The sequence below is a fragment of the Roseofilum sp. Guam genome (assembly GCF_017746735.1).
Taxonomy (GTDB): domain Bacteria; phylum Cyanobacteriota; class Cyanobacteriia; order Cyanobacteriales; family Desertifilaceae; genus Roseofilum; species Roseofilum reptotaenium.
The window spans coordinates 21,484-34,871 of the sequence record NZ_JAGHZN010000016.1 but is presented as its reverse complement, the minus strand read 5'-3'; the positions used below and the strand labels follow the sequence as shown (position 1 = coordinate 34,871).

Below are 13,388 nucleotides of genomic sequence, written 5' to 3'. Positions count from 1 at the left end.
ATTAGTTTAGACAATATCCGATAAATCGACCTTGGTATGGTTGTTGAGTTTCAAAATTTTATCGTCTTCTACGCGATGGAGGGAATAGTAAGACTCACCATCTAATGTAACTTCTACGATTTTTGTTTCGATACCTTTCTGACGATAGGGTTCAATCGAATCTTCTACCAGTTGACGGTCTTTGACCACTTTCAATTCATTATTGTCTAAAACTCGTTCAATGGCGCTTTTATATTCTAGACCGCAGATATAATTAAGTCCCGAAACTACGACATCTAAATCACATCCGGCATCAAGGAGCTTGGCTAAGTTTCTTTTCTTTAGGACTTTCCTGAGTTCACGCAATTCTTCTTCAATTCTTTGGGTCTGATTTTCTAATAAAACCCAATAGGCTTCATCCTTGGGAGAAACTGGAGATTTTCCCGCTTTTTGATTCCATAAGGCGATTCTTTCGTAGGGAGTCATGGGTGTTATAGCGCTTCGCGCTAGGGAATAGATTCTAGTCGTCTTGATGTGTAGGTTGGTTATCCAAACGTGCATATCTGCTGGTTGAAAATCTAACGTATTTGTTGGATTTACGGTAGGCTTGACGGCGTTCAACCCAACCTACAGGAAAATAGCGAAGGTCTGTAAAAGTAGCTTACCCTTCGTAAACTTTGCGGTAATAGTCCTGATATTCTTGGGATAAGAGAGGCTGCCACCACTCTTGATTGTCTAAGTACCATTTTAGGGTTTGACGCAATCCTTCCTCGACGGTAACGGAGGGTTGCCAACCGAGTTCGGTTTTAATTTTAGTGGCATCGATCGCGTAGCGGCGATCGTGGCCGAGTCTATCTTTAACAAAGGTAATCAGGTTGCGACAGGGACGAACGGGAAGCTGGGGCGCGAGTTCATCCATGACATCACATAAAATGGTCACCAAGTCAATATTTTTGACTTCATTATTCCCCCCCACATTGTACGTTTCTCCTGGTTTCCCTTGATGAATAACCACATCTAAGGCACTGCAATGGTCAATCACATAGAGCCAGTCTCGGATATTTTGCCCATCTCCATAAACGGGTAGATTTTTGCCGATTAAAGTATTGATCGCCATTAAGGGAATCAGTTTTTCTGGGAACTGATAGGGCCCATAATTATTGGAGCAATTGGTAATAATAGTCGGTAAATTATAGGTATGATAATAGGCACGAACTAAGTGATCGCTCCCTGCTTTCGAGGCAGAATAGGGACTGTTGGGAGCATAGGGCGTGGTTTCTTGAAACGCTGGATCGTTGGACCCCAAAGACCCGTAGACTTCATCGGTAGAAACATGCAAAAATAGCCCTTTTTGGTCAGGTAGGGTAGGATAATGCTGGCGGAAGGCTTCTAGGAGGGTAAAGGTGCCGATGACATTGGTTTGCACAAACGCCCCTGGGCCAAGGATGGAGCGGTCTACATGGGATTCGGCGGCAAAATGGGCAACGGTATCAATGCTCTCTTCGGCTAAGAGTTGGTCAATCAGGGAGCGATCGCCGATATCCCCTTGTACAAATCGAAACTGAGGATGCTCCTTAACTGGCTCTAAATTCGCCAAATTCCCCGCATAGGTAAGTGCATCTAATACAACTATGTGGTCTTCCGGGTAGCGATCGCACCAATATTGGACAAAATTCGAGCCAATAAACCCCGCACCACCAGTGACCAAAAGACGACGAGGATTACGATTTTCCATACGATTGAATATCCTTAAATTTACCGCTTATATGGGGCACATTGGGGCGGATTTATCTCTAGTTTCCAGGATAACGCTTTTAACAATTGGCTCTAAGCCCCTTGCCCCGTTGCCGGTTACCTAGATCTGGGACAACCCGCCCCTACACCCCCGATCACTATAGCAACCACAGGGATCTATTCCCTATTCCCTATCAGCCGCTTCATTGTCCAGCATATCCGCTAAAGCCTGTTTCATCTCTTCACCCTGAGTAGTTGCCGTTCCAAACTGGCGCACGACCAAAGAAGCCGCCAAATTACCCAAAACCGTTGCCTCCCAGAACGAAGCGCCCACACACAACGCCAGAGATACGGCTGCAATTACCGTATCCCCAGCCCCAGTTACATCAAACACCTGGCGACGATTAAACGCGGGAATATGAACCATCGTTTTTTGGGGCGTAAACAAGCTCATGCCTTCATCCCCGCGAGTAATCAAGAGATGACTAGCTTGAGTCATTTGTAACAAATCTTTCCCCGCTTGGATTAACTGCTCATGAGAATTAATCGCATAACCCACCGCCTGTTCTGCCTCCGGTAAATTGGGAGTAAATAAAGTCACCCCTTGATAGCGCGGCAAATCCTTCTGTGCATCTACCATCACCCGCTGGTGGCCTAACACGGCTGGAATTACAGGAGAGAGCGTCCCATCAGGTTGAGTCCGAAAGACTCCATCGCCATAGTCCGAACAAATCACCCCATCGACTTGGTCTAACTGAGATTGGATATACTGAGCTAATGCTTGTTGTAAAGGCAAGTCTAGCAACCGATCCGATTTGCGATCGATGCGCACAATTTGCTGCGTTACAGACTGACGAGCATGGCCAGAAATGCGAGTTTTGGTCACCGTTGGCCGGGTTTCATCGACTACAATTCCTTGGGTATTAATGCTCACCTCCTCAAAAATCCCCCGTAGGGCCTGGCCTTGGTCATCTTTCCCCACGATACCCACTGCCTTAACTTGACCCCCCAATTTCGCCAAATTATAGACGGCGTTGGCTCCCCCTCCAGGAATTTGGCGGGTTTCCTCATGGCGCAAAATCACCACAGGGGCTTCTCTCGAGAGCCGTTCTACTTGACCCGTGAGAAATTCATCTAGGGTCAAATCACCAACAACTAGCACTTTCGCTTGGCTGAAGCGATCGATAAGATCGGTTAAACGGGTTTGGCTCTGTTTGAATTGCCTAATGAGGTCGGCGGGTAAGGTCATATCAATAGGGGTTGAACGTTCAACCTTACATTACTCTACGATCGCCTCGGCAAACTCCCGTAACTCGGAGATCGGGGTAACTGGGGACATCTTTTGACGCATTTTTAATTTTTAATTTTTATATTGATCTGGGGCTTTGTTGTAGACTCTGATCGTACACAGCCCAAGTTCTCGATCAAAAGCTTGAGGGTGAACCCAGAGCTGATAATTGTGACGCGATCGCCATAAGATAGATAAAATTTCCATGATCCATATCCTAAAGTCCTTATTCAAGACCACCTTGCTGTTTTTCCTCGTCCTAACCTGTTGGGTAGGACTGAGTACCCCTACCCAAGCGGCTCCTGACCGAGAAAGTCGCCTCCCTGGAGGAGATGCCATTACCGAGGGCGATGCCATTCTGCGCTATGCTCTGCCCATTGATAATGACACCATTTTCAAGATCCAAGGGGATATTGAATCGATTATTGCTCCGATTCGGGGAAGACGCTGGAGTGCAGCGACTTCTAGCCTCAGTGAAGCCAACTTTTTGTTATCAACCCGTAGTGAAAAGATTTTAGCCAGCATTGCCGAAGATCGCCGCTCTGAAGCTCAAGAAGCTCTAGAACAATTGAGCACCGATCTCAATATCCTTCGGGAGCAAGTCGCGGAACAAGACAAAACCGCCGCCTTTGAGACCCAAAAAAGTTGCCTCTCTGAGGTGGAAACTCTAGAAAATCTGATGGTGCAAGGGTTTCCCTATGAAGTCCCCTCTGAATATAGTGCCCTACCTCAATTGAAAGGACGAGCAACGGTAGAAATTGAAACTGAAAAAGGAAGCTTAACGGTTGTCGTTGATGGTTATAATGCACCGGTAACGGCTGGAAACTTTGTGGATCTGGTGTCTAGGGGATTTTATGATGGTTTACCCATTACCCGGGCGGACGAATTCTATGTGTTGCAACTTGGCGATCCTCCTGGCCCAGAAAATGGGTTTGTAGACCCTGCAACTGGAGAGGAACGCACAATTCCTTTAGAAATTAGAGTTAAAAGTGAAGTTGAACCGATCTATGAGTTTACGTTAGAAGAAATTGGACTCTACCGTGAAGAGCCAGTTTTACCCTTCTCTGCCTATGGAACCCTAGGTATGGCTCGCCCAGATAACGATCCGAATGGAGGTTCGTCTCAGTTTTTCTTCTTCCTCTTTGAACCGGAATTAACCCCTGCGGGCTTAAATCTCTTGGATGGTGAGTATGCAGTATTTGGCTATGTTGTTGACGGTGAGGACGTGTTACCTGAACTGAAAAAAGGCGATCGCATTACTTCAATGAAAGTGATTGAAGGCATGGAGAATTTCCTACCTGGATAGGGAGATAGGGAATCTCCCTATTCCCCATTCCTCATTCCTACAAAAAACTGGGTCGCTCTTGTTGAGTTTTGTGTAAATACTCATCAATGGCGGCCCAATTTTCGTCTTCAATCCAAGTGAGAACTCGATCTAAATTTTGGCGATAACTTAAGAGAGATTCCCTCAGAGCATCTCGGTTGTATTCTGCCATCATTCGACCTAACTCTGGATTGCCTCCTCCTACCCGACTGGTATCAGCAAAGCCGGAACTGGCGAGTTTTTGGGCTAAATCTCGCACAGTGTCCAAAGATGGATCGCTACAAGTCGTAATTAATCCAGCACTGGCGAAAACGGGTAAATGGGAAATCAAAGCCACTGCGCGATCGTGTTGTTGGGGAGAACAATGATAGACTCTCGATCGCAGCGATCGCACAATTTCCGTCACCTGCCCCAAAGACTCTGGTGGGGTAGTTGGAGTCGGAGTAAGAACATAGGGACGATCTTCAAATAACCCGAACTGGGCTGCTCCTAACCCTTGTTCGGCGGTTCCTGCCATGGGATGACCACCCACAAAATTGGGCCAAATTGGGGCAAGGGACTCAACAATTGGGGTTTTAACCGACCCGACATCCGTTACAATTGTGGCCGGAGAGAGCAAAGGAACCAATTGTTGAGCAATCGGTACAATCAGACCGATAGGAGTACAAATAAAAATAATCTCCGCTGGGCTGACTTGGCTCAACTCAACGCTAGCTTGATCCACAACCCCTTGTGCCACGGCTGCCTCACAGGTACGCGGATTACGACTAGTACCCAAAACTTCCCAACCGAGCGATCGCAAAGCTAATCCTAACGACCCACCAATTAACCCTAAACCAATAATGCCTACTTTCATCACCCTAATGCAGCTATCATAACGAATGGGAAACGTATACCAACGCCAGTTTAACTCAACCAATCTCTAGGAAAAAGCCATGGATGAAGAGGAAGTGCTTAATCGGTACGAAACCGGAGAAAGAGATTTCATGGGCATCTTGCTCACGGAAGCGAACCTGAGTGGGGTTAATTTGAGCGATGCCAACTTTAGTGGTGCTAACCTCTGTGTGGCTAACCTCAGTGGCGCTAACCTGCAAAGTGCCGATCTGAGCAAAGCTAAACTGAATGTTGCTCGGCTCAGTGGTTGTAATCTGACCAAAGCCAATTTCAACCGGGCTATCCTTAATGTAGCGAATTTAGTACGTGCCGATCTCAGTGGGGCAAGTTTAGTTCAAGCGGGACTGATTCGAGCCGAACTGATTCGCGCTCAACTGAGTAACGCGAACCTCAGTAGAGCCAACCTAACTGGAGCGGATTTGCGAGAAGCCACCCTACGTCAAGCCAATCTCAGTGGTGCGAATCTGAGTGAAGTGGATTTGCGTGGCACATCCATGATTGCAGCGAATCTCGAAGGGGCAAATCTCCATGGAACTGATCTAGGACGGGCTGATTTAAGTGGTTCAGACTTGCGTGATGCCGATTTACGCCATGCTAACCTTAGCCGGGCGAATTTAAGTGGTGCAAATTTAAGTGGTGCGAATCTGCGCTGGGTGGATTTGAGTGGAACCAATCTCAGTTGGGCTGATTTGAGTGAAGCGAAGTTGAGTGGAACGAATTTAATTGGCGCGGATTTAAGCAATGCGAATTTGGTCAATTCTAGTTTGGTTCATGCAGATTTGACCCAATCGAATTTGATTCAAGTCGAATGGAGTGGCGCAGATTTGAGCGGCGCGACTTTAACCGGGGCAAAGCTTCATGGGGTATCCCGATTTGGCTTAAAAACCGATGGTATGGCCTGCGAATGGGTGGATTTGAGTCCGGATGGAGATCATACCCAGGTTTATCATTTTACGTCTGAAGAATTTAAGCAGTTTTTCAACCCTACTCCGCCTACAGTCAGTATTACGGTAGATGCTCAACTTGACCATGCAGCGAGTTTTGTTTTAGCAGGGTTCTATTATCAGATTGCTGGGCAATATCCGGGGATGAATCATCCTCCAAGCATTAAGGTGGGCTATCGCCGCACTACGTTGATTTTCCGTTTAGATCGGGATGAAGAGCTGTTGCCGATCGCCTATTTGGCCATTTTACCGTTTAAGGATAGTACCGTCACTCAACGCAATATTACGGAAGTCATGGAGATTATCCGTTCTCCAGATATGGAGGATTATTTGACGATTCGAGACCGAAAACGAATTAAGCAAATCAGTAAGTCTCTCAGTCAAGTCATGAGTCGAGTGGTACGGGTGAAAGTAGGTGGCGATCTGCCTAAACCCCCAGGTGCGCAAGAGTTTTTTGCCATGCCAACTCAGGTGAGCTTGACCAATTCGAGCGATCGATCCCTGAATATTTATTATCATCCGTCTTTTGGTAAGCGTTTGGTTGATTCGGCTGCTTATTTTCAGACGAGTGAAACTACTACGATGAAAATGCAACAGTTGTCTGTACCTACGGCGGAAGTAGTAGCGGATTTTATTCGCGGGTTTTATGTTTTGGAGAAGCTAGGGAATAGTTAATATGGCCTCTAAGAGTAAGTCAAAATCGGGCGATCGCTTTGTTTATCAAGAGTTTGGCTATGATGGGGATACCGAGGATCGAGACTCAGTAGAGCTTGATGTCGCGCCTAATCAACAAAATCTTAAGGTAGAAGTATCTCGCAAAGGACGCAAAGGGAAAACCGTTACTGTGGTGCAAGGGTTTCAACATTCCCAGGAAACGTTGTCTGCTCTCTTGAAGCAATTGAAAACTCACTGTGGCGCTGGAGGAACCCTGAAGGAGGCAACTGTAGAAATTCAAGGGGATCATGGACAGAAAGTGATGATTTTTTTATCACAGAAAGGGTATAAAGTCAAGCGTTCTGGGGGTTGATTTGGGAAAAGGAAAGATTGTCTAGGGCTAAGGCTGCCGCCTGGGCTACATTGGGGTGGGGGTCTTTGGCAAGGTATTTGAGGGCGGATTGACTTTTACTACAGGGTAAATGGCCTAAGGCTTCCGCTAGACGCTGACGGACGAGCCAATCTTCTGAGCCTGCAAATCTCAAAATGTCGCTAACGGCACTGAGATCTTTAATTTCCCCTAAAGCGGCGATCGCAGCCTGTTGAATAAGCACTTCTGCACTGTCTAAAGCTTGTAATAATACATCATGGGCCCGTTGATCTCGTAGATTACCTAGGGAAACCGCCGCACTAAAACGCACTAACCAATCGGGGTCTTCATAAAAAGCTCGCACTAGAGGTTCAAAGGCCCTTAAATCCCGCAAATAGCCTAAAGCACCAGCAGAATCAGCTCGAATACCATAATCAGGATCGGTTTCTAAAAGATTGACGAGCAGCGAAAAAGATTCTTCTGTGGGCTTAACCCCTAGGGCAAAAATAGCCATAGAGCGCACTTGCTGATTGCGATCTTGAAGTGCTTTTTTTAGCAATGGCATCGCTTTCTTTGGGGAGAAATTGCGTAGTGCCAACAGAGCCAGCTTGCGATCGCGAAGATTATCACTATCGAGTTGGATCTTCAGTTCTTTTAAGCTGGAAGCAGTCATAATCTTCATAATGATAAATTCACTTTAAAGATTAAGCTATCTTAACGGATTATAGCAACCGCTATAGCGCTTTACGCTATACACAACACTTTTCTCTACGATGAAGGACATTAATAATTGTTTTTTATGATCGCTAGAATAGCAGTCTACTCCTTCCCCAATTCCTCAATCATAGCCCAACGGACTGTATTCTCGCCTCTGGCACTCACGGCTCAGAAACCCGTCAACAGTAGAGAATGGTAAAATCAACTCGGATTCTCTATCATGCTGATTAACCCAACTATGCGTCGAGTCCTGCAATCTTGTCTGACAGCAGCCCTATCCTCTAGTCTGATGGTAGGCATAAGCGCAATTAACGTGCAACCAGCTACTGCCCAAAGATCCCCTCAATCTGTACGCTGTGAAAGTCGCGATGCTCAACCGGCTAACTGCCCCGTCGATACTCGTAATGGGGTAACGTTAGTTGAACAATATTCCACAGCCTCTTGCATAGGAAATTGGGGGTTTGGGAATGGATTTGTTTGGGTAAGAAATGGTTGTCGAGCGCGGTTTGAAACTAATTATGCCCAAAATCCGTGGGAAAACCCGTGGGAAAACCCGTGGGAAAATCCGTGGGATGGTGTTTTTTTTGGCCCTCCAGGGGTGGATTATAACGATCCGGTACGTCGAGGTTCCCGCGAACGAGTTACAGTTACTTCGAGCATTTATAATAATCAGGGCGATCGCATCCGCACCGTTTATCGAGGCGAACTGATCATCATCAACTGGAGAAATAGTTTTTACTACGGTCGCCAAGAATATGTACGAGTTCGCACTCAAGACGACTTGGTGGGCTGGATGACTGTCGGTGACAATTATAGACAATAACTGATAATTTGACGGATGATAATTTTAACCAATGATGATGGGATTGATGCTCCTGGTATCCGTGCCCTCCATGATGCTGTTGAGGGTGAGGGGATTATCGTTGCTCCCACAGTACAGTATTCTGGGTGTAGCCATCAAACGACGACCTATAAACCCCTGAAGATGGAAAAGAGATCGCCAAGTGAATATGCTGTTCAGGGTGCTCCTGCCGATTGTACTCGATTGGCGATCGCCCAATTGCAGCCCCAATTGAATCAGGACATTGATTGGGTTCTCTCTGGGGTGAACGCTGGGGGGAATATGGGGGTGGACGTGTATATGTCTGGAACCGTGGCTGCGGTGCGGGAAGCCGCTTTTCATGGAATTCCTGGTATTGCCATTTCCCACTGGATCAAGCGTCCTTTAGAGATTGACTGGGAACGAACGACGCAATGGACAGCCCATATTTTATCCAAGCTGTTTTCCCATCCTCTGGAGCCGGGATGTTTCTGGAATGTGAATATTCCGCATCTTGAAGCCGGTTCTCCAGAACCAGAAATGGTATTTTGTCCCTTGAGTAAGAAACCGTTACCGCTCCAGTATCGAATCAACGGGGATGAGTATATCTACTGTGGAAATTATGATCGACGCGATCGCACTCCCGGCACGGATGTAGATGTCTGTTTTTCCGGTAAAATTTCTGTGACTCAAGTGCCAATTTGAGATCCCACTTTCTCTTCAAGATTACTTTTGGAGAGGGCGATCGCTTGAATTGACTGGCAGTTTTTACCGTACTTCGTGCTATGAAGGCCTATTAATAGCGAAGTGACATAAGGAAAAAAACGCATCTTCCGGATCGGGGTAATTGTGCCCGTAAAGAGAGTATAGAAGCTTTCTGATGGCATCTAATGCAAACTCTGCTCTCTTTACTGGTTTCCCCCCTGTTCTTGGTGAATACAATCGCCATGACTCCACTCTCTTCCTCCGAAGTATCCACTCTATCGGTTGATACCTCCGAGTCCACAGAAATCCTCTATGGATATAGATACAACCGTCGAGGAGGTGAAACTCCGAGAGGGGGTACAGGAAGACGGCGGATTATGGCTTAACCTCTCCAGAAGAAGGTAATTGATCCAATTGATATGTCGCATCTTCATAGCACCCGACTCTGCCCATACTCGAACAGAGTTGGGCAGTTTTTTGTAGATCTGAAATCGCCTTATCCGTTTGCGTTCGCTTCACATAAGCTAATCCTCGGTCATAATAGGCAAGGGCAAAATCAGACTTGCGTTCGATCGCCCGGGTAAAGTCAGAAATTGCCCCTTGAGTATCCCCTAAATCCAACCGCGTTAAGCCCCGATTATGATACGGAACTGGATCGTCGGGATCGAGGCGAATCGCAATATTGTAATCCTCGATCGCCCCCTGAAAATCTTGTTTTTTCCGCCGGGCTAACCCTCTATTTTGATAGGCCAAACCATCTGTGGGTTCTAGATTGATAGCCTGGGTACAATCGGAGATCGCCCGGTCTTGATCTCCCACATTTGACCAAGATAAACAGCGATTCAAATAGGCTGCACTCAAAGTTGGCTCCAGTTCTAGGGCTTCAGTGTAGTCCAGAATAGCCCCTTTATCATCCCCTAAATCCGACAATACGCTACCCCGATTCACATAAGCCGGGACAAAACTCGGATCGAGGGCAAGGACTTCAGTATAATCAGCTTTGGCTCCTTGGCGATCGCCCAATTCAAATCGAATATTGCCCCGCTGATAATAGGACTCGGTGAGGTTACTCGAGAGCAAAATTGCCTGGGTAAAGTCCTCCAAGGCGGCCTCAAGATTATCTCGATCCTGATAAGTCAAAGCACGTTGATAATAAGCCTCTCCCTTTTTTGGGTGTTTGGCGATCGCCTGATTATAGGACTTTAGTGCCTCATCTAGATTCCCTTCTTGGGCATACTTTTGAGCCTCCTTCAGACTATTATGACTCAACCCTGATAAAGAGAAACGACTCGATCCCAAGGCGATTCCCAGCAAAATCAAACTGCCTAAGACTACACTTAAGGGTAATAAATAACGCTTTGCCTGGAACGGATTCACGGGAGTCACGGAAGTTACCTCCTCATAATCAACTTTAGGTTCCTGGGGTTGTCCTTGGGGAACCAATGGAGGGATTTCAGAGCGCACTAAAGGCGCACTCACCTTACCCGGTTGCAAATTAGCCAAATCCTCTAAGATACTGGTGGCTAATTGATAGCGTTCTTTTGTGTCCGGAGCTACCATTTTATTAAGAATAGAGATCAAGTCTGGATTCGCTTTAACCCTATCCTGCCAATCTTGGGTTGCTTTACTCCTCAATGTCGACAATTCTAAAATACTTTGACCACTGAGTAATTGAATACCAATTATACCTAACGAATAGAGATCGCTATTAAAATGGGCTTGTCCTTGGTCTTGTTCTGGGGACACATAAACCACTGAACCATTTCTTTGAGCTTTCAACAGTTGTTGTTGAGAGCGCATCACTTGAGTACCAATCTCCTTAAAAATACCAAATCCGGTTAGCACCATGCGATCGTTTGATTTACGGCGAATTAAATTGGAGGGTTTAATGGAGCGATGAATCAATCCACGACTATGGACAAAAGATAAGATTTGTAACACTTCTTCCAGCAAGCCGATCACTTGAGCTTCTGTCCATTGGGGCTGAGATTCCAATTGATCGCGCAAAGAAGTGCCAACAATAAACTCTTCCACTAGATAAAAACTTTGGCCCTCTTCAAAAGAATCGAGCAGTTTAGGGATTTGGGGATGAGTCCCAAGACTTTTGAGGGCTTCTGCCTTCTTATTGAGTAAAATTAAACTGAATTCTAAGGTTTTGGGATTATTACCAGGAAGCTTTAATTGCTTGACGACACATCGAGGATGGCCAGGAAGATGGGTATCGCCAACCAGGTGAGTTTGACCCAGCTGGTTGGAGCCAAGGGTTTTAATAAATTGATATCGTTGGTTAAGCAGCCGTTCCATGGAGCTTGTTTCTGGGTTTGCTGGGGTCGGAGGATGTGAGTTCATTCTGACATATAGTGCTTCGCACGAATAGCAATAGGCAGGAGGGAAAAGGCACTCTAGCAATACAAATAATGAATTTAAGTAAAGTGTAGGAGAATTTTCACAGATATTCCTCCATTGTCCGATAAAATAAATAACTATTGAGCCTAATTCAGGTCATTGGTGATCCATCAAGAACACTTTTACCTAAGCGGTACAAGCTTGGCTCTCGGAACCATCGCCCAATTCAAATAGGGGAGGATTAATTATGGCTGTTGAAAAAGTAAACTCTTCATCGAGTCTCGGAGAAGTAGTCGATCGCATCCTTGATAAAGGGATTGTCGTTGATGCTTGGGTTCGGGTCTCCTTAGTAGGAATTGAACTGCTGGCCATTGAAGCGCGGGTAGTTATTGCTTCGGTTGAAACTTACCTCAAATATGCTGAAGCAGTGGGTCTAACGGCTCAAGCTGCTGTCCCAGCCGTTTAAGATTCGGGATTAAACTGGCTTTCGAGAGGTAGGTCTACCCTTAGAGGAAATAGAAACGGATTTCTATTTCCTCTGAGTTTTAGAACGGCGGTCTGATAACGAAGCTCTCTAGGGGAGGGGATCAAAAGACTATGGCGCTTAAAGATGAGTGGCGATCGCAAAGAGAACAACGCCAAACCGAAACACGCTGGCGATCGGAGGCAGTGCAAACTCAGATTAAAACCCTAAATGACCAGCGTCAAGCAGCAACAGCACAACTCCAAAACCAACTGCGGCAATTTCGGACAACCTTAGCTCAAGCTGAAGCAGCTCGACGTTTCCAGGGGCAACAGCAACAGACCGCCCGGCAAACCTACACCCAGGATTTGCAGGACTCGATCGAAGACTTTTTGGAAACTTGCACCACAGAACGGTTCTTGATGAGCGATCAGATCGCCACTACCCTCCAAGAAACGATGGAGCGTTTGCAAACTGAAACCCGAAACTTGTTGAAGACAGCTCGCCAGAGTCGTCAACAGCGCTACGGAGACCTTCAGGAAGATCTCGCTGAGTTTATCGAAGATCTTCATCTGCAAATGGACAGCTATCGCCAACACCTCGAGCAAAAGCGTCAGGAGCGGATAGCTGAGATTCAGACCCGCAAAACAGAGGTGAAAAAAACGCTACAGGACAATCGTCAACAACAGCAGGAGAGCTACCAAGTCCTGCAAGGGGAACTTGATGAGTTTATCCAGAGCTTACAAGCGTATCGCCAAAATCTCTACCAAGCGGTTTGGGGTGATCCACCGGTGGCAGTGCCAGCACCAGCCATTAAACCTAAACCCATTTTTAGATCCAAGCGATCGATTTCGATCGCCAAAAGAGCAACGCCTAAACCAGCCGTCGCTCTTCCCAAACCGGTTCCCATAACAACCCCTCCCCCAACCCCAGAACAGGTACTGCAAAAAGCGGATAAAAAAAATGTAAACTATCTTTCTACGGAAGAAGAACAAGTTTATAATTTCCTACGCAAGGCTCCCGCATCGCGATTAACGGTGATAGAAGAAGCCCTAGGGATTAACCGTGTACAAGCAGTCGATACTTTGAGATCGCTGATCAAAAAAGGCATGGTGACTCAGCGCGATCGCCTGTACTCCGTACTCTAACG

General features: G+C 46.5%; 14 protein-coding genes. 8 read left to right on the top strand and 6 right to left on the bottom strand.

Features of this window, described 5'->3' with window-relative positions; all coding sequences use genetic code 11:
* Positions 1-6: 6 nt before the first annotated feature.
* The 3 genes from J7529_RS07735 to J7529_RS07725 form a co-directional block, all read right to left on the bottom strand.
* Positions 7-465, bottom strand: a complete 459-nt coding sequence (locus J7529_RS07735; RefSeq protein ID WP_318728508.1) for a hypothetical protein — start codon at positions 463-465, stop codon at positions 7-9.
* A gap of 175 nt (positions 466-640) precedes the next feature.
* The gene (gene rfbB / locus J7529_RS07730; RefSeq protein WP_318728507.1) at positions 641-1,714 is read right to left on the bottom strand and encodes a dTDP-glucose 4,6-dehydratase; all 1,074 of its coding nucleotides are present in this window, start codon (positions 1,712-1,714) and stop codon (positions 641-643) included.
* Between the two features lie 183 nt (positions 1,715-1,897).
* Positions 1,898-2,962, bottom strand: coding sequence for a bifunctional heptose 7-phosphate kinase/heptose 1-phosphate adenyltransferase (locus J7529_RS07725; RefSeq protein ID WP_318728506.1), 1,065 nt, complete (start codon positions 2,960-2,962; stop codon positions 1,898-1,900).
* A gap of 244 nt (positions 2,963-3,206) precedes the next feature.
* Between J7529_RS07725 and J7529_RS07720 the strand changes: the two genes are divergently transcribed.
* Positions 3,207-4,307, top strand: coding sequence for a peptidylprolyl isomerase (locus tag J7529_RS07720; RefSeq protein ID WP_318728505.1), 1,101 nt, complete (start codon positions 3,207-3,209; stop codon positions 4,305-4,307).
* Between the two features lie 37 nt (positions 4,308-4,344).
* On the opposite strand, the gene J7529_RS07715 is transcribed toward J7529_RS07720, so the two are convergent.
* Positions 4,345-5,181, bottom strand: coding sequence for a prephenate/arogenate dehydrogenase (locus tag J7529_RS07715; RefSeq protein ID WP_413038837.1), 837 nt, complete (start codon positions 5,179-5,181; stop codon positions 4,345-4,347).
* A 79-nt stretch (positions 5,182-5,260) separates the two neighbouring features.
* Here J7529_RS07715 and J7529_RS07710 point away from each other — a divergent pair, with 79 nt between their 5' ends.
* Positions 5,261-6,838 (top strand): pentapeptide repeat-containing protein, encoded by a 1,578-nt coding sequence (locus tag J7529_RS07710; protein ID WP_271944478.1) that lies wholly within the window; start codon positions 5,261-5,263, stop codon positions 6,836-6,838.
* Between the two features lies 1 nt (position 6,839).
* Entirely contained in the window at positions 6,840-7,190 is a 351-nt protein-coding gene (locus tag J7529_RS07705) for a translation initiation factor (RefSeq protein WP_318728503.1), read from the top strand.
* Here J7529_RS07705 and J7529_RS07700 read toward each other — a convergent pair.
* On the bottom strand, positions 7,171-7,860 hold the full coding sequence (locus J7529_RS07700; protein ID WP_318728502.1) for a HEAT repeat domain-containing protein: 690 nt from the start codon (positions 7,858-7,860) through the stop codon (positions 7,171-7,173). The two genes, J7529_RS07705 and J7529_RS07700, sit on opposite strands and share 20 nt — an antisense overlap.
* 264 nt (positions 7,861-8,124) lie before the next feature.
* Between J7529_RS07700 and J7529_RS07695 the strand changes: the two genes are divergently transcribed.
* The 3 genes from J7529_RS07695 to J7529_RS07685 all read left to right on the top strand — a co-directional run bounded on the left by J7529_RS07695 (position 8,125) and on the right by J7529_RS07685 (position 9,815).
* Entirely contained in the window at positions 8,125-8,727 is a 603-nt protein-coding gene (locus J7529_RS07695) for a DUF3011 domain-containing protein (RefSeq protein WP_318728501.1), read from the top strand.
* Between the two features lie 15 nt (positions 8,728-8,742).
* Positions 8,743-9,429 (top strand): 5'/3'-nucleotidase SurE, encoded by a 687-nt coding sequence (gene surE / locus J7529_RS07690; protein WP_318728500.1) that lies wholly within the window; start codon positions 8,743-8,745, stop codon positions 9,427-9,429.
* Positions 9,430-9,614: 185 nt separating this feature from the next.
* On the top strand, positions 9,615-9,815 hold the full coding sequence (locus J7529_RS07685; RefSeq protein WP_318700612.1) for a hypothetical protein: 201 nt from the start codon (positions 9,615-9,617) through the stop codon (positions 9,813-9,815).
* Here the strand turns inward: J7529_RS07685 and J7529_RS07680 are convergent.
* Entirely contained in the window at positions 9,805-11,733 is a 1,929-nt protein-coding gene (locus J7529_RS07680) for a serine/threonine-protein kinase (RefSeq protein ID WP_318728499.1), read from the bottom strand. The two genes, J7529_RS07685 and J7529_RS07680, sit on opposite strands and share 11 nt — an antisense overlap.
* Positions 11,734-12,022: 289 nt before the next feature.
* Here J7529_RS07680 and gvpA point away from each other — a divergent pair, with 289 nt between their 5' ends.
* Both gvpA and J7529_RS07670 read left to right on the top strand, forming a co-directional pair.
* A complete protein-coding gene (gene gvpA / locus J7529_RS07675; protein ID WP_271944488.1) occupies positions 12,023-12,241 on the top strand; it encodes a gas vesicle structural protein GvpA in 219 nt (72 codons plus the stop codon).
* Positions 12,242-12,372: 131 nt separating this feature from the next.
* Positions 12,373-13,386, top strand: a complete 1,014-nt coding sequence (locus J7529_RS07670; protein WP_318728498.1) for a hypothetical protein — start codon at positions 12,373-12,375, stop codon at positions 13,384-13,386.
* Positions 13,387-13,388 lie beyond the last annotated feature (2 nt).